Origin of the sequence: Massilia sp. PWRC2 (assembly GCF_049896725.1) — a bacterium.
Lineage (GTDB): Bacteria > Pseudomonadota > Gammaproteobacteria > Burkholderiales > Burkholderiaceae_D > JAFCUW01.
The window spans coordinates 264,660-285,508 of sequence record NZ_JAFCUW010000008.1; the positions used below are offsets into that span (position 1 = coordinate 264,660).

The 20,849-nt window shown below is 63.8% G+C and carries 22 protein-coding genes; 6 read left to right on the forward strand and 16 right to left on the reverse strand.

Features of this window, described 5'->3' with window-relative positions; genetic code table 11:
* Positions 1-35: 35 nt before the first annotated feature.
* The 3 genes from cysK to tcdA all read right to left on the reverse strand — a co-directional run bounded on the left by cysK (position 36) and on the right by tcdA (position 2,472).
* The gene (gene cysK, locus ACP7BZ_RS16920) at positions 36-968 is read right to left on the reverse strand and encodes a cysteine synthase A (protein ID WP_426115221.1); all 933 of its coding nucleotides are present in this window, start codon (positions 966-968) and stop codon (positions 36-38) included.
* Between the two features lie 79 nt (positions 969-1,047).
* Positions 1,048-1,527: an FKBP-type peptidyl-prolyl cis-trans isomerase gene (locus ACP7BZ_RS16925; RefSeq protein ID WP_426115303.1), complete on the reverse strand. Its 480-nt coding sequence runs from the start codon at positions 1,525-1,527 to the stop codon at positions 1,048-1,050.
* 72 nt (positions 1,528-1,599) lie between these two features.
* The gene (gene tcdA, locus ACP7BZ_RS16930; protein ID WP_426115223.1) at positions 1,600-2,472 is read right to left on the reverse strand and encodes a tRNA cyclic N6-threonylcarbamoyladenosine(37) synthase TcdA; all 873 of its coding nucleotides are present in this window, start codon (positions 2,470-2,472) and stop codon (positions 1,600-1,602) included.
* A gap of 94 nt (positions 2,473-2,566) precedes the next feature.
* Between tcdA and pdxH the strand changes: the two genes are divergently transcribed.
* Positions 2,567-3,745: a pyridoxamine 5'-phosphate oxidase gene (gene pdxH, locus ACP7BZ_RS16935; RefSeq protein WP_426115225.1), complete on the forward strand. Its 1,179-nt coding sequence runs from the start codon at positions 2,567-2,569 to the stop codon at positions 3,743-3,745.
* Positions 3,746-3,860: 115 nt separating this feature from the next.
* Positions 3,861-5,081, forward strand: a complete 1,221-nt coding sequence (locus ACP7BZ_RS16940; RefSeq protein ID WP_426115227.1) for a class I SAM-dependent methyltransferase — start codon at positions 3,861-3,863, stop codon at positions 5,079-5,081.
* A 10-nt stretch (positions 5,082-5,091) separates the two neighbouring features.
* Here the strand turns inward: ACP7BZ_RS16940 and msrA are convergent, their stop codons facing one another.
* A complete protein-coding gene (gene msrA, locus ACP7BZ_RS16945; protein WP_426115229.1) occupies positions 5,092-5,625 on the reverse strand; it encodes a peptide-methionine (S)-S-oxide reductase MsrA in 534 nt (177 codons plus the stop codon).
* Between the two features lie 137 nt (positions 5,626-5,762).
* On the opposite strand from msrA, the gene ACP7BZ_RS16950 reads away from it, so the two are divergent.
* Positions 5,763-6,275 (forward strand): flavin reductase family protein, encoded by a 513-nt coding sequence (locus ACP7BZ_RS16950; protein ID WP_426115231.1) that lies wholly within the window; start codon positions 5,763-5,765, stop codon positions 6,273-6,275.
* 64 nt (positions 6,276-6,339) lie between these two features.
* Positions 6,340-7,536, forward strand: a complete 1,197-nt coding sequence (locus tag ACP7BZ_RS16955) for an acyl-CoA dehydrogenase (protein WP_426115233.1) — start codon at positions 6,340-6,342, stop codon at positions 7,534-7,536.
* A 100-nt stretch (positions 7,537-7,636) separates the two neighbouring features.
* Here ACP7BZ_RS16955 and ACP7BZ_RS16960 read toward each other — a convergent pair whose 3' ends face one another.
* The 12 genes from ACP7BZ_RS16960 to ACP7BZ_RS17015 form a co-directional block, all read right to left on the reverse strand.
* Positions 7,637-8,791: a hypothetical protein gene (locus ACP7BZ_RS16960; protein WP_426115235.1), complete on the reverse strand. Its 1,155-nt coding sequence runs from the start codon at positions 8,789-8,791 to the stop codon at positions 7,637-7,639.
* Between the two features lie 174 nt (positions 8,792-8,965).
* Positions 8,966-9,646, reverse strand: coding sequence for an OmpW/AlkL family protein (locus ACP7BZ_RS16965; protein WP_426115237.1), 681 nt, complete (start codon positions 9,644-9,646; stop codon positions 8,966-8,968).
* Between the two features lie 91 nt (positions 9,647-9,737).
* Positions 9,738-11,090, reverse strand: coding sequence for an SGNH/GDSL hydrolase family protein (locus tag ACP7BZ_RS16970; RefSeq protein ID WP_426115239.1), 1,353 nt, complete (start codon positions 11,088-11,090; stop codon positions 9,738-9,740).
* Positions 11,091-11,237: 147 nt separating this feature from the next.
* Positions 11,238-12,272: an L-threonylcarbamoyladenylate synthase gene (locus tag ACP7BZ_RS16975; protein ID WP_426115241.1), complete on the reverse strand. Its 1,035-nt coding sequence runs from the start codon at positions 12,270-12,272 to the stop codon at positions 11,238-11,240.
* Positions 12,269-13,459 carry a 5-(carboxyamino)imidazole ribonucleotide synthase gene (locus tag ACP7BZ_RS16980; RefSeq protein WP_426115243.1) on the reverse strand — a complete coding sequence of 397 codons (1,191 nt, stop codon included), beginning with the start codon at positions 13,457-13,459 and terminating at the stop codon, positions 12,269-12,271. The genes ACP7BZ_RS16975 and ACP7BZ_RS16980 overlap by 4 nt, the downstream gene beginning before the upstream one ends.
* Positions 13,456-13,956: a 5-(carboxyamino)imidazole ribonucleotide mutase gene (purE, locus tag ACP7BZ_RS16985; protein WP_426115245.1), complete on the reverse strand. Its 501-nt coding sequence runs from the start codon at positions 13,954-13,956 to the stop codon at positions 13,456-13,458. The genes ACP7BZ_RS16980 and purE overlap by 4 nt, the downstream gene beginning before the upstream one ends.
* Complete coding sequence (locus tag ACP7BZ_RS16990; protein WP_426115247.1) at positions 13,956-14,852, reverse strand: phosphoribosylaminoimidazolesuccinocarboxamide synthase; 897 nt, start codon at positions 14,850-14,852, stop codon at positions 13,956-13,958. The genes purE and ACP7BZ_RS16990 overlap by 1 nt, the downstream gene beginning before the upstream one ends.
* An 84-nt stretch (positions 14,853-14,936) precedes the next feature.
* On the reverse strand, positions 14,937-16,001 hold the full coding sequence (gene fba, locus ACP7BZ_RS16995) for a class II fructose-bisphosphate aldolase (RefSeq protein WP_426115249.1): 1,065 nt from the start codon (positions 15,999-16,001) through the stop codon (positions 14,937-14,939).
* 63 nt (positions 16,002-16,064) lie between these two features.
* A complete protein-coding gene (gene pyk, locus ACP7BZ_RS17000; RefSeq protein WP_426115251.1) occupies positions 16,065-17,513 on the reverse strand; it encodes a pyruvate kinase in 1,449 nt (482 codons plus the stop codon).
* 60 nt (positions 17,514-17,573) lie between these two features.
* A complete protein-coding gene (locus ACP7BZ_RS17005) occupies positions 17,574-18,779 on the reverse strand; it encodes a phosphoglycerate kinase (protein ID WP_426115253.1) in 1,206 nt (401 codons plus the stop codon).
* A gap of 122 nt (positions 18,780-18,901) precedes the next feature.
* Entirely contained in the window at positions 18,902-19,231 is a 330-nt protein-coding gene (locus ACP7BZ_RS17010) for an AzlD domain-containing protein (protein WP_426115255.1), read from the reverse strand.
* Entirely contained in the window at positions 19,228-20,004 is a 777-nt protein-coding gene (locus ACP7BZ_RS17015; RefSeq protein WP_426115257.1) for an AzlC family ABC transporter permease, read from the reverse strand. Before ACP7BZ_RS17015 ends, ACP7BZ_RS17010 begins: the two co-directional genes overlap by 4 nt.
* Before the next feature lie 188 nt (positions 20,005-20,192).
* Between ACP7BZ_RS17015 and ACP7BZ_RS17020 the strand changes: the two genes are divergently transcribed.
* Together ACP7BZ_RS17020 and ACP7BZ_RS17025 are read left to right on the forward strand one after the other, a co-directional pair.
* Positions 20,193-20,384, forward strand: coding sequence for a zinc-finger domain-containing protein (locus ACP7BZ_RS17020; protein ID WP_426115259.1), 192 nt, complete (start codon positions 20,193-20,195; stop codon positions 20,382-20,384).
* A gap of 4 nt (positions 20,385-20,388) precedes the next feature.
* On the forward strand, positions 20,389-20,841 hold the full coding sequence (locus ACP7BZ_RS17025; protein ID WP_426115261.1) for a YybH family protein: 453 nt from the start codon (positions 20,389-20,391) through the stop codon (positions 20,839-20,841).
* The last annotated feature ends 8 nt before the right edge of the window (positions 20,842-20,849 follow it).

Genomic DNA, 20,849 nt, shown 5'->3' on the forward strand with positions numbered 1-20,849 from the left:
GGCGGCACGGCGGCCCTGGGAATTGGGGGTTGCCGTTATGCCAGGTTGGCGAACAGCGGGGTGCTCAGGTAGCGCTCGCCGAAGGAGGGGATGATCGTCACGATCAGCTTGCCTGCGTTGGCGGGGCGGCGGGCCAGGCGCAGTGCTGCCCACAGGGCGGCGCCGGAGGAAATGCCGACCAACAAACCTTCTTCGCGGGCGGCCGCGCGCGCACTGGCAAAGGCATCGTCGTTGCTCACGGCAATGACTTCGTCGTAGATGGCGGTGTTGAGGACCTGCGGCACGAAGCCGGCGCCGATGCCCTGCAAGGGGTGCGGCCCTTTGGTCCCCTTGGAGAGCATCGGTGAAGCTTCCGGTTCGACGGCGACGATTTGCACACCCGGCTTGCGTTCCTTGAGCGCCTCGCCAATGCCGGTGATGGTGCCGCCGGTGCCGATGCCGGCGACCACGATGTCAACTTGACCGTCAGTATCGTTCCAGATTTCTTCGGCGGTGGTGCGCCGGTGGACCGCCGGGTTGGCAGGATTATTAAACTGCTGCGGCATGATCCAGCCCGGATTGGCCCCCACCAGTTCCTCGGCGCGGCGAATCGCGCCCAGCATGCCTTCGGCGCCGGGAGTGAGCACCAGCTGGGCGCCATACGCACGCAGCAGCAGACGCCGTTCCAGACTCATGGTTTCGGGCATCACCAAAGTGCACTGGTAACCGCGGCTGGCGCACACCATCGCCAGGGCGATGCCGGTATTGCCGCTGGTGGGCTCGACGATGACGGTGTGCGGGCCGATCTGGCCCGCCGCTTCGGCCGCTTCGATCATCGACAGGCCGATGCGGTCCTTGACGCTGTGCGCCGGATTATAAAACTCCAGCTTGCAGACCACGTCGGCGCCGCCCTGCGCCTGGCCCATGCGGCGGATCCGCACCAGCGGGGTATTGCCGATCAATTCAGTGACGTCATTGGCGATGCGCATGCTGTCTCCTCCCCCACCGGTGAATGAACATTCAGCTCAAGGCGACCTCGACAAACCTGATGAACGCTGCCGCCCGGATTTATCTTACGCCTAACAACTCCACATCGAAGATCAAATCGGCATCAGCAGGAATCGACCCGCCACCAGCGCCGCGCTTGCCGTATGCCAGTTCGCTGGGAATGATGAGGGTGCGCTTGCCGCCCACTTTCATGCCGACCACGCCCTGGTCCCAGCCCTTGATGACCTTGCCAGCGCCGAGCTGGAATTCGAGCGGCTCGCGGCCGCCATCGAGCGACGAATCGAACTTGCGGCCGCGCTGGCGCAACGCCAGCGGCTTGTAGAACCAGCCCGTGTAATTGACCACTACATTGCTGCCGACGCCAGCTTCCTTGCCGGTGCCGACAACGTTGTCGATTTTAACGAGTGTGTTGGCGTCGGCTGGTGCCGGCAGCACGGCAGCTGCGGGCGCGCTGGCGTCCGCGGTCTGGGCCACGGCGACAGTCGCAAACGAGGCCAGGGTGGCGCACAAGGCAAGCGGCAGCAAGGTAGAACGCATCATCATTTTTTCCAATAGATAAAAATTCAAATCAAAAATCCCAAGCCGATCGACAGCGACGGCTACGCGGTGAAGCTATGATACCGCGAGCCTGTCGCCCTGCACAGCCGCGTCCATCAGTGCGGCATCGGCCAGCTGGCGCAGCACGTGGGCGGCGGCCACCATGCCAAAGCTGGCGGTGACGACCACGCTGGAACCGAAGCCGGCGCAATTGATGCCGGTGATGCCGCGCTGGTCCGCATCGAGCGAACAGTCCGCTTCACCTTCCGGGTAGCGCAGCGGCTCCATCGAAAACACGGCATCGACGTGAAATTTGGCTTTTTCTCCACGCGCAAAACCGTACTGGTTGCGCAGCAGTTTGCGCACCCGCTTCAGTAACGGCTCCTGCTCGGTGCGGGCAAGGTCGCGCACGGCGATCTTGGTGGGGTCGGTCTGACCGCCGGCGCCGCCGATGATCAACAAGGGCAGGCTGTGGTCGCGGCAATAGGCAATCAGCGCCGCCTTGGCGCGCGCGCTATCGATGGCATCGATGACGTAATCGAAGCCCTTGTTGGCCAGCATGGCGTCGAGATTGTCGGCGCCAATAAAATCTTCCACCAGCGTCAGCTGGCAGGCCGGATTGATCTGGCGGACGCGCTCGGCCAGCGCATCGATCTTGGCCTGGCCCAGGGTACTCGACAGCGCCTGCACCTGGCGGTTGATATTCGATTCGGCCACGTTGTCGAGGTCGATCAGGGTCAGGTGGCCGATGGCACTTCTCGCCAGCGCTTCGACGATCCAGGAACCGACGCCGCCGACGCCGATCACGCACACGTGGCTGGCGGTAAAGCGGGTCAGCGCCGCCTGGCCGTACAGGCGGGCAAGGCCGCCGAAGCGGCGCGCATGGTCGGCTTCAAACAGGTCGGCAGGTGCCGGCGCGGGGACTACTGTGGTATCAGGTGCATTCATCACGCCATTTTAGCGGAGCGTGCGCGGCATTCGCCTATCTACTCTAAAATGAACACCATGTAGTTTTAGTTAAGATCACCCACGAAAGCTTGCCATGACAGACGCTCTGCCCGACACCGCCCCGGGATTCGACCAGCCAATCGCCGTGCTCAAGCACTGCCACGACCGCATCCGCAAGCAGCTCGACACCTTGCAGCGCCTGCCCGAGCACCTGGCCCGCCATGGCGCCGACGCGCAGGCGCGCCAGGCCACCGCTGCCGTCGTCAAGTACTTCGACAAAGCCGCGCCGCTGCACCACGCCGATGAAGAAGAAAACCTGGTACCGATGCTCACCACCGTGGCCGTCGGCGACGACGCCGCCACCCTGCAGGCGCTGGTGCCCGGCATCCTGCTCGACCACGATGCCATGGATGCGATGTGGCAGACGCTGCACGAGCAGCTCAGCGCGATCATCAACAACGCCGGCAGCTTCCTCGACGCCGCCGTCGTCAGCGCCTTCGCCGAACGCTACCTGACCCACATGGCCACCGAAGAGGCGCACATCGCACCAATGGCCAAGCGGCTGTTCTCGACGGCCCAGATGCTGACGCTCGGCAATGCCATGCAGCAGCGGCGCGGCCTGGGGCCAGCCACCGGCGATGCCGTTGCCGCCCTGCGCAAGGATTACGGCCACGCCACCCTCGACGCCGCCGATGTGGCGAGCGACCCGTTTGACCAGTTCAATGCCTGGTTCGAGCAGGCGCTGGCAGCCCAGGTCAACGAGCCCAATGCGATGAGCGTGGCCACCGTCGATGGCGATGGCAAGCCCACTTCGCGCATCGTCCTCATCAAGCAATATGACCAGCGCGGGTTCACCTGGTACAGCAATTTCGACAGCCAGAAAGGGCGCCAGCTGGCGGCCAATCCGCATGCCGCGCTGCTGTTTTTTTGGCCGGAACTGGAGCGCCAGGTGCGCATCGAAGGCACCGTCGAGTACACCAGCGATGCCGAAAGCGACCGTTATTTCCACAGCCGCCCCGTAAAAAGTCGCCTGGCGGCAATCGCCTCCGCGCAAAGCACGCCCATCGCCAGCAGGGCTGCGCTGGAACAGAACTTCGCGGCGGTCGAGGCGCAGTATGGCGAAACGCCGCCCCGTCCGGCACACTGGGGCGGCTTCCGCCTGGTGCCGCATCGCATTGAATTCTGGCAGGGCCGGCGCTCCCGTTTCCACGACCGCATCGTGTATGTGCGCGACAGCGATGGCAACTGGAGCACGCAGCGCCTGCAGCCCTGAGCGAGTACCGATTAGCGATTAGCGATTAGCGATTGGCAGGCAGTACCATCAAGTAAGCGTTGCACCACCGATTCACCACCGTTTCACCACCGATTCACCACCGATGGAGGCGAGCGTGTTCAAACAGATGCGATTGACCAGTTGGCGTAACGCGGTGTGCGGGCAGGTGGCGGTGCCCTTGCGGGTGGTCTTGTGGAACGGCCAGCAGCTCGATTTTTCGCACCAGGTGCCGAAGGTGACGGTGCATGTGCCCAAGCCATCGGCGCTGCGCTACCTGCTCTCGCCGTCGCTGTACAACCTGGGCAGCGCGTATGTCGAAGGGTTCATCGACGTCAAGGGCCGCGCCGCCGACATGATCGCCGTCGTCAACACGCTGGCGGCAGCCACCCTGCGCCAGCGCGGGCTGCTGGCGCGCGCCGTTGGCAAGTTCATTCACACGCGCGAAAAAGATGCCGCCGCGGTGCGCTATCACTACGACGTCTCCAACGAGTTTTACCAGGCCTGGCTCGATCCGGCCATGCTGTACTCCTGCGCCTACTTCGAAAACGGTGACGAAGACCTGGCCACGGCGCAGCGCAAAAAAATCGACCACATCCTCGCCAAGATCGACTTGCGCCCTGGCCAGCGCCTGCTCGATATCGGCTGCGGCTGGGGGGGGCTGGCGATTCGTGCCGCCCAGCAGCACGGCGTGCAAGTGCTGGGGGTGACGCTGTCGAAAAACCAGCATGCACTGGCGCGCGAACGGGTGCGCCAGGCCGGCCTGCAAAAGCTGGTCGAAATCCGCCTGCAGGATTACCGCGACGTCGGCGGCGCCTTTGACCGCATCACCAGTGTCGGCATGTTCGAGCACGTCGGCGTGCGCCACCTGGGCGCCTACTTCGGCAAGATCCGCGAGCTGCTCACCGCCGATGGCATCGCCATGAACCACGGCATTACCACCACCGATACGGGCGAACGGGGCACGCCGTATGACGGCGGCAAATTCATACACCGCTATGTGTTTCCACATGGCGAACTGGCGCACCTGGGCACGGTGGTGCGGGCCATGCAGGAAGGGGGCCTGGAAGTGCGCGACGTTGAAAACCTGCGCCGTCATTACGCCCGTACCTGCGCGCTGTGGACGGAAAACTTCGAGAGCAACGCCGCCCGTATCGGTACCCTCACCGATGCGCGCCGTTTCCGCATCTGGCACGTCTACCTGGCCGGCTGCAGCTATGCCTTCCAGCACGACTGGATCAGCCTGTACCAGATCGTCTGCGGCAAGGCCGGTGGCGCGCCCGTCATGCCGTGGTCGCGCCGCGCCATGTACGCAGGGCCGCTGGGACGTCAGCCTTGACGTCCCAGGCTCACCTGGCGTGGCGGGCGAAAATCTGGCGGAATTTGATCACCTTCGGTTCCACCACCAGCGCGCAATAGCTCTGGTCCGGATGTGTGCTGCAATAGTTCTGCTGCGCCGCTTCGGCCTTGTACCAGCTCGATGCGGGCGCGATCCCGGTGACGATGGGCGCATCCCACACGGCCGCCATGGCGGCAGCGACGTGGCGCGCTACCTCGGCCTGCTGCCCGGTGGTGGTAAAGATGACCGAGCGATACTGCGAGCCGACATCCTTGCCCTGGCGGTTCAGGGTGGTCGGGTCGTACAACGTAAAAAACACTTCAAGCAGGTCGCGGTAACTGATGACGGCGGCATCGAATTCGAGGCGCACCACCTGGGCATGGCCACTAGTGCCACTCTGGCCGCTGGCACCAGCGGGGTCGGCCGGTTGCCCGCCCATATAGCCCGACTCGACCGACGTCACGCCGCGCGCCTGCTGGTACACCGCTTCGAGGCACCAGAAGCAGCCGCTACCGAGGAATGCCACCTCCATTTGCGTCGTCATGTGAATTTCCAGCAATGCATGTCTGATGTGTTCAATGTACTCCAAACCCGGGCGGGTTGCAGCAATGGCGTCGCAACCGCGTAGCAACGGCGAAGGTGGCAAAAGTTAGGCATAATAGAAACAATCTTAAGGTCCCCATGAATACTCGTTCTCCTCGCGCCGCCGCGCCCGCTTTCGATGCGGCCCAATTTCGCCAGGCACTGTCGCAATTTGCCACTGGCGTCACCGTCATTACCACCCGCCTCGCCGACGGCACGTTTCGTGGCCTGACGGCCAGTTCCTTCAATTCGGTGTCGCTCAACCCGCCACTGGTGCTGTGGAGCTTGTCCGGCAACGCCAACAGCATGCCCATCTTTAACGGCAACTCGCACTACGTCATCAACGTCCTTTCGGCCGAGCAGGCGGCGCTGGCCGAGCGCTTCGCGCGCCGCGGTGATGATCCATTCGCCACCACCGAATACGAACTGTCGCGCACCGGCCAGCCCATCATCGCTGGCGCTGTCGCTTGGTTCGAATGCCATAACCGCAGCCGCTATCCGGAAGGCGACCATGTGATTTTTGTTGGCGAGGTCGAGCAATGCGCGGTCCAGCCGCAAGCGCCCCTGGTGTTCCACGGCGGCCGCTTCGGCAGCGTGGTTCCGGTAAAATAAACCACTGCTGGCAGCGCCACTACCGGGCGCGCCCATTCGACTGACACTTCCGACAGGATCTTCCATGAACAAACCCGAATCGCACCGCAAGGCCCAGTTTCATTGGGACGACCCGCTGTTGCTCAGTGAGCAGTTGACCGACGACGAGCGCATGGTGCGCGACGCTGCCAATGCCTATTGCCAGGACAAGTTGCAGCCGCGCGTGCTCGAAGCGTTCCGTCACGAAAAAATGGACACCACCATCTTCCGCGAAATGGGCGAGCTGGGCCTGCTCGGCCCCACCATTCCGGAAGCTTACGGCGGCCCTGCCCTGAACTACGTCAGCTATGGTTTGATCGCGCGCGAAATCGAACGGGTCGATTCCGGCTACCGCTCGATGGCCAGCGTGCAGTCGTCGCTGGTGATGGTGCCCATTTACGAATTCGGGACCGAGGCACAGCGCCAGAAATTTCTGCCGAAACTGGCCACCGGCGAGTGGATCGGCTGCTTCGGCTTGACCGAGCCGAACCATGGTTCCGACCCCAGCTCGATGATCACCCGCGCGCGCGCCGTACCCGGTGGTTATGCGCTGTCAGGCGCCAAGATGTGGATCACCAATTCGCCGGTGGCCGACGTCTTCGTGGTGTGGGCCAAGGACGATGAAGGCGCCATCCGCGGCTTCGTGCTGGAAAAAGGCATGAAGGGGCTGTCAGCCCCCGCCATCCATGGCAAGTTCGGCCTGCGCGCTTCGGTCACCGGCGAAATCGTCATGGACAATGTGTTCTGCCCGGAAGAAAATGCTTTCCCCGATGTACGCGGCCTCAAAGGGCCGTTTACTTGTCTCAATTCGGCGCGTTACGGCATCGCCTGGGGCGCGCTCGGTGCTGCCGAGTCGTGCTGGCACACGGCGCGCCAGTACACCATGGACCGCCAGCAATTCGGCCGTCCGCTGGCGGCCAATCAGCTGGTGCAAAAAAAGCTGGCCGACATGCAGACCGAAATCACCATTGCCCTGCAGGGTTGCCTGCGCCTGGGCCGCATGAAGGACGAGGGCAGCGCCGCCGTCGAGATCACCTCGATGATGAAGCGTAACTCGTGCGGCAAGTCGCTGGACATCGCCCGGGTCGCCCGCGACATGCTCGGTGGTAACGGCATCTCCGACGAGTTCGGCGTCATCCGCCACATGGTCAACCTCGAAGTGGTCAACACCTACGAAGGCACGCACGATATCCACGCCCTGATCCTCGGCCGCGCGCAGACCGGCATCCAGGCATTTCAATAATGCAGACGGGCGCAGTTGCAACACTGCGCCCTCGTCAAAAAGCGTTGCCGGATTACTCGGGCAACGCTTTTTTTTGGTCTGGCCGTTGTCGTCGAACCGTTCAGCGACGCCGACGCAGGCGGCGCGCCACGGCCAGCACCGCCAGCGCCAGCACGGCCAGCAGGGCCGCGTTCGGCTCGGGCACGGTGACGGTGGCTTCAGGCGTCGCCGCCAGCGGTCGCACCGGCGTGAAGGTGGGCGCCTCGATGAACGGCGCTTCCGGTGCGGCAGCGGGCGGCAAGCGGGTGGCAACATCGATCGGTAACGCCGGCACGGCGGCAGGGACGGTGTCGAGCACGGGAAATAGCGGCGTGGCGGGGAGTACTGGCGTCAGTGCAGTGGGCGTGAGCGGCAATGGGGTGATTGTCAGCGGCGTGCTTGTCGGCGGCACCGGCGTGCTTGTCGGCAGCAACGCAGGGCTGACGGCATCGATCAGCACGGCCGGCGCGGCGCGCGGACCGAGCACCGTCACGCCGGGCAGCGTCGGCACCCCGGGCAGCGCAATCAAGGCGGGCGGGCCAAAACGCTCTGCCAGCGGCGGCGTGGCGGGCACGGCAGCCAAAGCGCTGGGCGCCACCGGGTTGCCGGGAGCGGGCAGCAGCGGCATGCCGCCCAGCGCGGCCATGCTGACCGTCTGGTCGATCAAGTCCTCGGCCGACACAAAGGCCGTTTCCAGCACTTCCGGCGGCGGTTCATTGAGCAGCACCGGGCCTTCGATGGTATCGGCAATGCGGTTGCCACAGCGGGCGCGAATCAGGTGCTCGCCATCGGAGAGCAACGATTCACCGAGCGCCAGCCGGACCTTGTTTTTGGTCCAGTAGATCTGGTTGCCGATGCGGTAAGAGACATGCACCATGCGCGAATTTTCCACCTGCACCAGATGCGCCGCAGCCACCTTGAAATCGGCGTAATGGGCGGCGGCCACGGGGTCGCGGGCGATCACGGCGGACAGTTCAGCGGCACTGTGCACGCCACCGGGCACCACCGAATTGCGATACACCAGCCGCAGCGGCTTGTCGGCGGCGCGCGCCGGCGCACTATTCATCAGCGGCGGGGTGGGCAGGCGAAACTCCGGCAATACCTTGCGGGTCGACGGTGTCGACGCTGTCAGCGTCAGAAAAGCAGCAACCGCGATAATTGCAGCCGCACCACCGACCAGCATGGCGCGCGGCAACTTGGCAATTTCAGCGGTTTTATTGTGCTTTGAGTAACGCATGTCTGGATGTTTTATTACGAAACTTTTAATGTTCAACGGTAACACATTTTTTACAATCCACCTTCCATGACGGCGCAATTTTGTATAACTTGTTGGTGCGCTGCGACAAACATTCCCGTTCGCAACAGGCGAAAAAAACCCGCCGTGGCGGGTTTTTCAACAAGAACAAATTATTTAGAACTTGTAGCCCACTGCCAGCACCAGGCCGACCGGATCGAGCGCCACCTTCTGGGTTTGCCCGGTCGAGTAGGACGTATCGGTTTTCAGATAGGTCTTGGTGACGGTAAAGTCGACAAACCATTTCGGGTTGATGTTCACTGCCACACCGGCTTGGATGGTAGGCGCCACCTTGTTTTTGATGTGGAAGCTGGTGCCCGGACCGCCAGTGTTGAGGATGGAGGTCAGCTGGCCCGTGCCGGTTTCCTTGCGGAAATATGCATAGGTCGCACCGGCGCCGACAAAAGGACGCACCATGGTGTCGGGCGAAAAGAAGCGGTACTGGGCAAACAGGCTGGGCGGCAGCGACTGCACGGTACCGAGCTGTCCGGTGCCGGCAATCGAGCCATCACCGGACAGCTTGTGCTTGTACGGCAAGCCCAGCGCCAGTTCGGTCGAGAAATTGTCCGTCACGCCATACGCAAAAATCAGAATCGGCTGGGTGTCAGCAGCCACTGCCACCTTGCTGCCTGGCAGAGCTGGTGCACTGACATCGCCCGAGTCGACTTTCGGGGTGATCTTGCCGACGCCAACCTTGGCGGTGAATTGGCCGGCGCTTTGGGCCGAGGCGTTGCCCGCAAGCGCCAGCGCTACCGATGCCGCCAGCAAGGCTGCGGCGTGGTTGAAACCTTGTTTCATGTGTTCTCCTGATCATTATGGGCGTGGCCAAAGCCACGCCGGTGGGGTCTTGTGGTGCTGCCGCAGGCGGCAGCGAACAGCGGGCGCTCGCTTACAGCCAGCCCTTCTGGACCATGTACTTCGACACATAGCGCGCCAACAACAGCTGGACAAACGGGGTCGGGTGAACATCATCGGCGAACGAATAGTGGCTGACGTCACCGGCGATCACGTTACCGCCATTGCAGCCCAGTGAGCTGGCCAGCGGATTGACCGTGGTGCTCAGGTTGCAGGCCGGGGTGGTCACATTGGTCAAGCCATACGGCGCCGGATTGGTGGCCTGGTCATGGCTGACGCTGAAAGTGTCGACGTACAGAATCTTGCTTTCGCCGGCAACGCCCGCTGCCAGGGTGTCATTGAAACTCTTGACCATGGCATTGATCAGGGCCTGGACGTCGGCGGTCTTGCTCAGCGCCAGCGGCGTGGTGCCGATGTCAGGCACGTTGTTGATGACGACGTAATTGGCGCCCTTGGCAACGATTTGCGTTTTTACCAGGGCCACCAGTTCGGTCGCCGTGCTGGCCATGGTGGCCACCAGTTTCGGTGCGTTGACGCTGAAATAATCCGCACCAGCCTTGGCACCAGCGGCCTGGGCGGTGGCCACAAACGGGCCGTACACGGTGGCCGATGCAGCCGCCGTGTTACCGGCGGCCACGGCAGCGCCAACGGCGGCGGCGACCACCGATGCATCGGTATGGCCGGCTTTGACCGACTCAGCCTGCAGGGCAGCGCCGATGCTGGCAGCGGCCGTTTGTGGATTGGTGGCACCGGCGGCCAGCGACAGCGTCAGGCTGGTGCCGAACGCGCTGGTACCGGCGGCCGTGGCCGAGGTCGACAATTGGGACAGACCGAACAGCACATCATTGGCGCCCGCCATGACGATTACCAGCTCGGTACCGGTGAACTTGCCGCCCGCCAGGGCCAAGTGATTGGCGACCTGGGTGACGACCGGCACGGTCAGCGCGCCCAGCGCACTGCCGGCCAGCTTGTTGCCGGGACCGACAGGGTTGGTCACGCGGGCGCCGCCCTGGGCGTAAATATAGCAACCGGCGTGCTGCACCACGGGCACGGAAAAGCCCTGGCTGGCCAGGCCGTCAAGGCCCGTGTAAGCGGCGCAGGCGGCTGGCAGACCGAGTTGGGTGGCCAGCAGCTCGGTGTAATTTTTGCCGGTCAGGGTGCTGTTGATGGCGGTATTGTCGCCGTTGATGGTGAACTTGCCGCCCTTCAAAGCGGCGACGGTGCCGACATTGTAGGTACCGACGTCTGACAGGCTGTCGCCAAACGCTACCTGGGAACTGAATTTGACCTTGACGGACTGGTCGCCCGCTTCGCTGCTACCGCCGCCGCCGCACGCGGACAGCACGGCTGCCGTCAGCAATGCCAGTGCAAAATTTGTTTGACGCATTTTTCTTGTCTCCAGTTTTTCGTGTTGAATGTAATCGAACGCTCGTGCTATTCGGAACCTGACTAATATGCCAGTGTTGCGACCGCTTGTATAGGGAAACGCAGCGCCCGGCTGTTCCGCGCCTGCAACAGCGGGGGCGTCATTAAATCACGGCGTATCGGTGTTGAGCAAGCCGTGCACGATGCCGCTCGAGCCGTGCGCGGCGCGGCGCAGGCGATCGTTCACCCCCGTCCACAAGGCATCGCGCGGTGGTGCTTCCACCAGGATCAGCTCGGCGCCACTGCCATCCATGCTGCGCAAGGCCGCGTACAGGGCATGGGCGAAGCCGGCCGGAGCGGCGGGCAGCCGCAGTGCCGCGTGGCTGGCCGGCATCGCCGAGTAATGGATCAGCGCCACTTTTTTGCCCGCCGCCTGCAAGCGCGCCACGGTAACAGCGAGTTGCGCGCTCTCTTGCATGGCGACCGGCGTGTGCGGGGCATAGTGCGATTCGAGGGTGCCGGAAGCGCGCGGGGCGGCCGCATCGGCACTGGCCGGCAGGCGGTCGATGACGGCGGCGATGGCGTCGGCACTGATGTGACCGGGACGCAGCAGCACCGGCCCATGGGTGGCCAGGCGCGACAGGTCGACGATGGTCGACTCGATGCCGACCTCGCTGGCGCCGCCATCGAGCACCATGGCAACGCTGCCATCGGCGGCAAATTCATCGCGCACGTGTTGCGCCGTGGTGGGGCTGACATGGCCGAACTTGTTGGCCGATGGCGCCGCAATGCCACCGCGGCCGTGCCTGAAGGCTTGCAGCAGGGCGATCGCCAGCGGATGGGCGGGACAGCGCACACCAATGGTGTCCTGGCCGCCAGACACGTCGGCAGGCACGCCGGGAGCGCGCTTGAGGATCATGGTCAGCGGCCCCGGCCAGAAAGCGGCGGCCAGCTGGTGGGCTTCGGGCGGAATGTCGCTGGCCCAGTCGGCCAAATCGGCCCCGGGCGCCAGGTGGACGATCACCGGGTGGTCTTGCGGACGGCCCTTGGCAGCATAAATGGCCGCCACCGCCGCCGGGTTGCTGGCGTCGGCACCCAGGCCATACACGGTCTCGGTGGGGAACGCCACCAGCGCGCCCTGCTCGAGCGCACGGGCGGCCGCGGCGATGCTGGCGGCGTCACCGCCAGTGCGAGCTACTGTCATGCAGCAATGCCCAGGATGGCGCAGGCCGCCTGCAGTTGCGCCTGCGCTTGCGCCAGGGTCGGCGCCACGAAGGTGATGTGACCCATTTTGCGGCCGCGCCGCGCCTGTTCCTTGCCATACAGGTGCAGGCAGGCGCCCGGCAGTTCGAGCACCTGGTCCCAGGCCGGTTCGCGCGCCAGCGCGCTACCCGCATCGAACCAGACGTCGCCGAGCAGATTGAGCATGACGGCCGGCGAGTGCTGGCGGGCGTCACCGAGTGGCAGGCGCGCCATCGCCCGTACTTGCTGGGCAAACTGGCTGGTGATGCAGGCATCCATCGTGTAGTGACCACTGTTATGGGGCCGCGGCGCCATTTCATTGACCACCAGCGAGCCGTCGTCGAGCACGAAAAATTCGATGCACAGCACGCCGACGTAACCGAGGCGGGCGATCATGGCGCGCGCTGCGTCCTGCGCCTGCAGCGCGCGCGCTGCCGACACATGCGGTCCCGGCACCGTGGTGGTAAACAGCACGCCATCGCGGTGAACGTTTTCGGCGATCGGATAGACCACCGCCTCGCCATCTTCGCCACGCGCCGTCAGCACCGACACCTCATAGGCCAGCGGCAGCATTTTTTCCAGCAGACAGGGCACGCTTCCACCCGCCTCGAAAGCGGCGCGCACCTCGGCGCGGGTGGCAACGCGCGACTGGCCCTTGCCGTCGTAGCCCAGGCGTACCGTTTTCAGGATGCCCGGCAGCAGGTGGTCGGCAATGCTGTCGAGGTCGGCCAGCGTGGCGATCAGGTGATGCGGCGCCGGCATCACGCCCGATTCGGCGTAGCAGTCGACAAAGAAGCGCTTTTCGGCAACGCGGTCCTGGGCAATCGATACGCAGGCGGCCGATGGCGCCACAAAACTGTGCTGCGCCAATTGCGCCAGGCTAGGGGCCGGCACATTTTCAAACTCGGTGGTGACTGCCGCGCACTGCTGCGCCAGCGCCGTCAGCGCGGCGCCATCATCGTAGGCGGCGTTGACGAGCTGTTCGGCCACCTGCCCGGCCGGACAATCGGCAGCAGGCTCGAGCACGGCAACCCGAAAACCCATGGCCTGGGCGGCATGGGCAAACATGCGGCCGAGCTGGCCGCCGCCCATCACTCCCAGCCAAGTCGGCGGGGTGGCGGCAGGTAAAAGCGCGGGCAACTTGTTCATACGGGCGGTAAGGTCATGGCGCGCGCAGCGGCGCTTTGGGCCAGGCGAAACGCTTCGAGGCGATTGGCCAAGTCTTCATCGCCGGCGGCCAGCATGGCGATGGCGGTCAGGGCGGCATTGGCCGCGCCCGCTTCACCGATGGCAAAGGTGGCCACCGGTATGCCCTTGGGCATCTGCACGATCGACAGCAGCGAGTCTTCGCCGCGCAGATACTTGGACGGCACCGGCACCCCCAGCACCGGCACGATGGTCTTGGCGGCCAGCATGCCCGGCAAGTGGGCAGCGCCACCGGCACCGGCGATGATGGCGCGCAAGCCGCGGCCGCGCGCCTGTTCGGCGTAACTGAACATGTCGTCGGGCATGCGGTGGGCGGAAATCACCTGCGCTTCGTGGGCAATGCCAAACTGCTCGAGCATGGCAACGGCGTGCTGCATGACATCCCAGTCGGACGAGGAACCCATCACCACGCCGACCAGCGGTTTTACGGTAGCGGTCATCAAGCTTCCAGTTTCTTGCCGGTCAAGCGTTCAATCGCTTCGAAATATTTCGCCTGGGTGTTGTCGATGACGTCTTGCGGCAGGCTCGGCGCGGGCGCGGTCTTGCCCCAGCCGGTCAGGGTTTCCAGGTAGTCGCGCACGAACTGCTTGTCGAACGACGGCGGCGAGATGCCGACGCGGTACGAGTCGGCCGGCCAGAAGCGCGACGAATCGGCGGTCAGCACTTCATCCATCAGGTGCATGACGCCATCGTCGTCAAGGCCGAATTCGAACTTGGTATCGGCGATGATGATGCCGCGCGTGGCGGCGTACTCGGCGGCAGCCTGGTACAGGGCGATGGCGGTGTCGCGCATCTTTGCCGCCAGCTCGACGCCGATGCGCTGTTCCATCTCCGCAAAGCTGATGTTCTCGTCATGCTCGCCCAGCTCGGCCTTGGCAGCCGGCGTGAAAATCGGTGCGTCCAGCTTTTGCGCCTGCTGTAAACCTGCCGGTAAAACGATGCCGCAAATCGATCCCGTCTGCTGGTAATCCTTCCAGCCCGAGCCGATGATATAGCCACGCACCACCGCTTCGACCATGATCGGCTTTAAACGCTTGGCGACAACGGCGCGCCCGCGCACCTGTGCCACTTCGGCCGCTGCGACCACCGATTCGGGTGCGATGCCGGTCAGGTGGTTGGGCACGATGTGGCCGAGCTTGTCGAACCAGAAATTGCTCATCTGGTTCAAGACCATGCCCTTGCCGGGAATCGGCTCGTTCATGATGACGTCGAAGGCTGACAGGCGGTCGGTGGTAACGATCAGAATTTTATCGTCGCCGACGGCGTAATTGTCGCGCACCTTGCCATGACCGAGCAGAGGCAGGGAGGCAATGGTGGTGGTGTAAAGGCTGTTCATAGGCTACCGCAATAAGGCCGGCGACGGGCGCCGCCGGCGGGGAAAAAATCAGGCCGCGCATACATCGGGCGGCCTGTTCGATACTTACTTGACGATCTGCGACAATTCGCCGCGCGCATAACGCTCCGCCATTTTTTCCAGCGGAATCGGCTTGATCTTGGCAGCCTGCCCCTCGCAACCGAAGGCCTGGAAGCGTGCCTTGCAAATTTGCATGGCGCCTTCGCGGGCCGGCTTGAGCCAGTCGCGCGGATCGAATTTCGACGGGTTTTCGAACATGAACTTGCGCACGGCGGCCGTCATGGCCAGGCGGATGTCGGTGTCGATATTGATCTTGCGAACGCCGTGACGGATGCCTTCCTGGATTTCTTCGACTGGCACGCCGTAGGTTTCTTTCATGTCGCCGCCGAATTCGCGGATGATCGCCAGCAGTTCCTGCGGCACCGACGACGAACCGTGCATCACCAGGTGGGTGTTCGGAATGCGCGCGTGGATTTCCTTGATGCGGTCGATGGCGAGAATGTCGCCGGTCGGCTTGCGGGTGAACTTGTAGGCGCCGTGCGAGGTGCCGATGGCAATGGCGAGGGCATCGCACTGGGTGCGGGCGACGAAGTCGGCAGCCTGGGTGGCATCGGTCAACAACTGTTCGCGGGTCATCAAGCCGTCGGCGCCGTGGCCGTCTTCCTTGTCGCCCTTCATGGTTTCGAGCGAACCGAGCACGCCCAGTTCGGCTTCGACGGTGATGCCGATCGCGTGGGCGAACTTGACCACTTCACGCGAGGTTTCGACGTTGTACTCGTAGCTGGCGACGGTCTTGCCATCGGCTTCGAGCGAGCCATCCATCATCACGGAAGTAAAACCGGAGCGGATCGCGGTCATGCAGACGGCCGGCGACTGGCCGTGGTCCTGGTGCATGACGATGGGGATGTGCGGATAGGCTTCGACGGCGGCGTCGATCAGGTGGCGCAGGAAGGCTTCACCGGCATACTTGCGGGCGCCGGCCGACGCTTGCATGATGACGGGGCTGCTGCTGGCATCGGCCGCGGCCATGATGGCTTGCACCTGTTCGAGGTTGTTGACGTTAAAGGCGGGCAGACCATAGCCGTTTTCGGCGGCGTGGTCGAGAAGCTGACGGAGTGAAACGAGTGCCATGGTAATGCTCCAAACAATAAGATCAATGGAAAAATCGGGCGCCTGCGGGCAGGCGATGGTTGTTTAGCTGAACTCGCCTACGCGAACAATTTTAAGGGCGTTGGTGCCGCCCGCCTGCCCCATCGGCTCGCCCCAGGAACAGACGATCAAGTCGCCCTTGCTGACGACGCTCCTGGCAATCAACAGCGCTTCGGCCTGGCGCAGGACAGCGCTGCCATCGCCCTGCTGGGTCAGGTGACAGGCGTGCACATTGCGGTACAGGGACACTTTACGCTGGGTGGCAATAATCGGCGTGATGGCAAAAATCGGCGCCTCGACCCGGTGCCGGCTCATCCACAATGCAGTCGAGCCCGACTCCGTCAGGGCGGCGATCGCCTTCACGCCCAGGTGGTGGGCCGTAAACAACGCGCCGTAGGCGATCGACTGGTCGATGCGGGTGAATTTAACGTTGAGGAAATCGGCGTCGAGGCGGTTGTACTCGGACTGCTCCGCTTCGACGCAGATGGCGGCCATCATTTCCACCGTCTCGATCGGATACTTGCCGGATGCCGTTTCGGCCGAGGTCATGACGGCATCGGTGCCGTCGAGTACGGCGTTGGCCACATCGGACACTTCGGCGCGGGTGGGCACGGCATTGAAAATCATCGATTCCATCATCTGGGTGGCGGTGATGGTCAGTTTGTTCGACGCCCGCGCCATGGCGATCATGCGTTTTTGCAGTGCCGGCACGGCGGCGTTGCCCACTTCCACCGCGAGGTCGCCGCGCGCGACCATGATGCCGTCGGAGGCGTCGAGGATTTCCTGCAGCGCGGGAATTGCTTCGGCGCGCTCGATCTTGGCGATCAACATCGGTTTATGCTGCCACGGCTCGCCGGCGATATTGGCCAGCTGGCGCGCCATTTCCATGTCGGTGGCGCTTTTCGGGAAGGAGATGGCGAGGTAATCGGCCTGGAACGACATCGCCGTCTTGATGTCTTCCATGTCTTTCGAGGTCAGCGCCGGCGCCGTCAAGCCGCCGCCCTGGCGGTTGATGCCCTTGTTGTTCGACAGGATGCCGCCGACCCGCACGGTGGTAAAGATTTCCGCGCCCACCACCCGGTCGACGATCAGCACGATCAAGCCGTCATTGAGTAACAGCTTGTCGCCGGCGCGTACGTCGCGCGGCAAGGCCTTGTAATCGAGGCCGACGCGCTCCTGATTGCCCAGTTCGCCATTACTGCCCCACTTGGCGTCAAGAATGAAGGAAGCGCCCGGTTCGAGCAGCACCTTGCCTTCTTCAAATTTGCCAACGCGGATTTTCGGTCCCTGCATGTCGGCCATGATGGCCACTTCGCGTCCGCATTCGGCGGCAGCGCGGCGCACCAGGGCGGCGCGGTCGATGTGGTCCTGGCCGCTGCCGTGCGAAAAATTCAGGCGCACCACGTCGACGCCGGCGCGGATCATCTTGACGAGCATATCGAAGTCGGACGACGCCGGGCCGATGGTTGCAACAATCTTGGTGCCACGTAGCATGGGATGGGTCCTCAGGAAGGGAACGTCGGACAACGAGTCAAATCAAGAAATTCAGGAAATTCAGGCAGCCTTACGTTGCAGCAGGATCTCAACGGCTGGCAAGGTTTTGCCTTCCAAAAATTCAAGGAAGGCGCCGCCACCCGTGGAGATATACCCGATTTTATCGGTAATGTCATATTTTGCAATCGCTGCCAGCGTATCACCGCCGCCGGCGATCGAGAACGCGTTTGATGCGGCAATCGCCAGCGCCAGCGTCTTGGTGCCACCGCCGAACTGGTCGAATTCGAACACGCCGACCGGGCCGTTCCAGACGATGGTGCCCGCCGCGCTGATCTGCGCGGCCAGCGTGGCGGCCGTGTGCGGGCCGATGTCGAGGATCATGTCGTCGTCTTCGACGTCGGCGACGTGCTTGGTGGTGGCCACCGCCGTTGCCGAAAATTGCTTGGCGCAGACCACATCGGTCGGGATCGGCACGGTGGCGCCGCGCGCGGCCATCATGTCGATGATGGCGCGCGCCTCAGCGACCAGCTCGGCCTCGACCAGCGACTTGCCGATGTTCAGGCCGACCGCTTTCATGAAGGTATTGGCGATGCCGCCGCCGACGATCAGGTTGTCGACCTTGTCGGCCAGCGCTTTGAGGATCGACAGCTTGGACGACACCTTGGAGCCGGCGACAATCGCCAGCAGGGGCCGGGCGGGCGCGCCCAGCGCCTTGCCCAGCGCGTCGAGCTCGGCTGCCAGCAGGGGGCCGGCGCAGGCGAGCGGCGCAAATTTGGCGATGCCGTGGGTGGTCGCTTCGGCGCGGTGGGCGGTGCCGAAGGCGTCGTTGACGTAGACATCGCACAGCGCCGCCATCTTTTTGGCCAAGCCATCATCATTATTTTTTTCGCCGACATTCACCCGGCAGTTTTCCAGCAACACCACCTGACCGGGAGCGACATCGACGCCATCAACCCAGTTTTGTTGCAGGGCCACGCTCTGCCCCAGCAATTCGGCCAGGCGCAGCGCCACCGGCGCCAGGCTGTCGGCCGGCTTGAACTGGCCTTCGGTGGGACGGCCCAGGTGCGAAGTCACCATGACGGCGGCGCCCGCATCGAGGGCGGCGCGGATCGCCGGCACCGAGGCGCGGATGCGGGTATCTTCGGTGATGTTGCCGGCATCGTCTTGGGGCACGTTCAGATCGGCACGGATGAACACCCGTTTGCCGCGCAGCGCCTGCTGGTCGATCAAGTCTTGCAGTCGGATAAATTGAAGGACGTCATGCATGGCGGCTCGCGCGCGGACAGCGCTCGTAAAGTAGAAAGAACGCTATTTTACCTGATGACGGGATGGAAAACCCCTATCGGCCCGAGGGGGCGCGCGGGCAAATCACGGGCCGCGCCGCGCCCTCAGGCAGGCAGCCACAGCCGCGCCGCCGTAAACACCAGCATGCCGAACACGATGGTTTGCACCATGTGGGGCCGCAGCCAGTAAAAGGCGGCGGCGGCGATGGCCGCCAGCAATTTCGGATTGCCCAGGCTGGTCTGCAACTGGCCGCCACTCATCAGGATATCGGGGGCGATGATGGCCGCGAGCGCGCAGGCCGGCGCAAAGCGCAGCATTTCCTGCACCCGTTTTGGAATACTGATGCGATGACCCACCAGCCACAGCGACGAGCGCGCCACCGCCGTGGCGACAACCAGCGCGCCGATCACCAGCCAGATATCGAGCTCGCTCATGGTTTGACCTTCGCGCCACGCAGACGTTCGAAGCGTTCTTCGACCACCATGGCGGTGAGCATGCCAGCGACCACCGCCACCAGCAAACCGAGCTTGAACGGCAAGCTAAACGCCAGCACGGACACGCCGGCGGCAACAATCACCCCGGCCAGCACCGCCTTGTTGGCCACCAGCGGCACGGTGATGCACAAGATGGCCAGGGTACCGGCAAAGCCCAGCCCCCAGGCGGCGGGCACGGCGCTGCCCAGCAAAATGCCGATGATGGAACCGGTTTGCCAGGCGCACCAGTTGGGAAACATCAGCGCCTTCAGGTACGACAGCTTGCCCGCTTCGGGCGCCGGCGAGGGAAAGCGCTGCAAAAACAGGGCAATTGAAATGTCGCCCGAGATATAGCCCAGGCCCAGGCGCGCGCGCCATGGCAGATGGGAAAAATGGGGCGCCATCAGGGCCGAAAAAATCACGAAGCGCAGGTTGACCACCAGCGCGGTGGTAAAAATCACCCAGATGGGCGCGTTGGCAAAAATCAGCGGCAGCGCCGCCAGCTGGGCCGAACCGGCAAACACCAGCAATGTCATGCCCAGCGCGTGCGGCACGCCAAGACCCGCCTTGACCATGGCAATGCCAACCACCATGCCCCAGGCGGCGATGCCGAACAGGGTCGGCGCACCAGCGGCGAAGCCGGCTTTCCAGGCAGCGGCATCGGGGGCGTCGGACAGGTTGACCAGGGGCGCGCCGCGCTCGGCAGTGGAAGAAGGAGGAATCAGTCGATCCATGTGGCGTTCATGCCACAGGGGCAAGCATGTAAAAAAGCAAAAAAACAGGGAGCGCCAGGCAGGCACGCAGGCAGCACCCAATCGTCGGGCGCCCCCTATTTTACCGAGGGTTCCGGCAAGCCGTCCGAATCGTCTAAAATCCTGTCTACGCTAGGCCACATCGGCCCGGCCCGCCCTTCGGAGAAAATATGAAGCAGCACGTCCCTGCGGTAGAACTTGACGGCAACGACTTGCCAGCGCATTGCCCCAACCCGGCCATGCCGCTGTGGTCGTCCCACCCGCGCGTATTTCTTGACTTCGACCACCATGGCGAAGCGAAGTGCCCGTATTGCGGCACCGCCTACCGCCTGAAAGCCGGTACGGCGCTGCCGCACCACTGATGCCATGAAAACGGTCAGGCTCAACGGCAGCCCTGCCGAAGTCGAAGCGGCGTTTTATGATGCCCTCAACCGCGGCGATATCGACGCCCTGATGCTGCTGTGGGCTGAGGACGACGAGATCGTCTGTATCCACCCCGGCGGCCCCCGCCTGCATGGCCATGTCGCCATCCAGGCCGCATGGGAAGCGATCTTGCAAAGGGGCGGCCTGCAGATCCGGCCGTCGCAGCTGTACGAGGCGCACAACCTGATGAGCGCGGTACACACGGTCATCGAAGGCAGCACCGGTGTCGATCCGCAGGGCGCGCATGGCCAGCAGCCAGCCCACCTGGTCGCCACCAATGTCTACCTGAAAACCCCGCAAGGCTGGCGCATGGTGCTGCACCATGTGTCGGTGGCGCCGGGACCGGTGCCGGTGCCGTCGCCGAGCAGCATGCCGGCCACCTCGAGCCTGCACTAAGGCCACGC

Bases quoted from the DNA above. Each gene is read 5' to 3' on its own strand.
- cysK (WP_426115221.1), bottom strand. From the start codon at position 968: ATGCGCATCGCCAATGACGTCACTGAATTGATCGGCAATACCCCGCTG.
- ACP7BZ_RS16925 (WP_426115303.1), bottom strand. From the start codon at position 1,527: ATGATGCGTTCTACCTTGCTGCCGCTTGCCTTGTGCGCCACCCTGGCC.
- tcdA (WP_426115223.1), bottom strand. From the start codon at position 2,472: ATGAATGCACCTGATACCACAGTAGTCCCCGCGCCGGCACCTGCCGAC.
- pdxH (WP_426115225.1), top strand. From the start codon at position 2,567: ATGACAGACGCTCTGCCCGACACCGCCCCGGGATTCGACCAGCCAATC.
- msrA (WP_426115229.1), bottom strand. From the start codon at position 5,625: ATGACGACGCAAATGGAGGTGGCATTCCTCGGTAGCGGCTGCTTCTGG.
- ACP7BZ_RS16950 (WP_426115231.1), top strand. From the start codon at position 5,763: ATGAATACTCGTTCTCCTCGCGCCGCCGCGCCCGCTTTCGATGCGGCC.
- ACP7BZ_RS16955 (WP_426115233.1), top strand. From the start codon at position 6,340: ATGAACAAACCCGAATCGCACCGCAAGGCCCAGTTTCATTGGGACGAC.
- ACP7BZ_RS16960 (WP_426115235.1), bottom strand. From the start codon at position 8,791: ATGCGTTACTCAAAGCACAATAAAACCGCTGAAATTGCCAAGTTGCCG.
- ACP7BZ_RS16965 (WP_426115237.1), bottom strand. From the start codon at position 9,646: ATGAAACAAGGTTTCAACCACGCCGCAGCCTTGCTGGCGGCATCGGTA.
- ACP7BZ_RS16970 (WP_426115239.1), bottom strand. From the start codon at position 11,090: ATGCGTCAAACAAATTTTGCACTGGCATTGCTGACGGCAGCCGTGCTG.
- ACP7BZ_RS16975 (WP_426115241.1), bottom strand. From the start codon at position 12,272: ATGACAGTAGCTCGCACTGGCGGTGACGCCGCCAGCATCGCCGCGGCC.
- ACP7BZ_RS16980 (WP_426115243.1), bottom strand. From the start codon at position 13,459: ATGAACAAGTTGCCCGCGCTTTTACCTGCCGCCACCCCGCCGACTTGG.
- purE (WP_426115245.1), bottom strand. From the start codon at position 13,956: ATGACCGCTACCGTAAAACCGCTGGTCGGCGTGGTGATGGGTTCCTCG.
- ACP7BZ_RS16990 (WP_426115247.1), bottom strand. From the start codon at position 14,852: ATGAACAGCCTTTACACCACCACCATTGCCTCCCTGCCTCTGCTCGGT.
- fba (WP_426115249.1), bottom strand. From the start codon at position 16,001: ATGGCACTCGTTTCACTCCGTCAGCTTCTCGACCACGCCGCCGAAAAC.
- pyk (WP_426115251.1), bottom strand. From the start codon at position 17,513: ATGCTACGTGGCACCAAGATTGTTGCAACCATCGGCCCGGCGTCGTCC.
- ACP7BZ_RS17005 (WP_426115253.1), bottom strand. From the start codon at position 18,779: ATGCATGACGTCCTTCAATTTATCCGACTGCAAGACTTGATCGACCAG.
- ACP7BZ_RS17010 (WP_426115255.1), bottom strand. From the start codon at position 19,231: ATGAGCGAGCTCGATATCTGGCTGGTGATCGGCGCGCTGGTTGTCGCC.
- ACP7BZ_RS17015 (WP_426115257.1), bottom strand. From the start codon at position 20,004: ATGGATCGACTGATTCCTCCTTCTTCCACTGCCGAGCGCGGCGCGCCC.
- ACP7BZ_RS17020 (WP_426115259.1), top strand. From the start codon at position 20,193: ATGAAGCAGCACGTCCCTGCGGTAGAACTTGACGGCAACGACTTGCCA.
- ACP7BZ_RS17025 (WP_426115261.1), top strand. From the start codon at position 20,389: ATGAAAACGGTCAGGCTCAACGGCAGCCCTGCCGAAGTCGAAGCGGCG.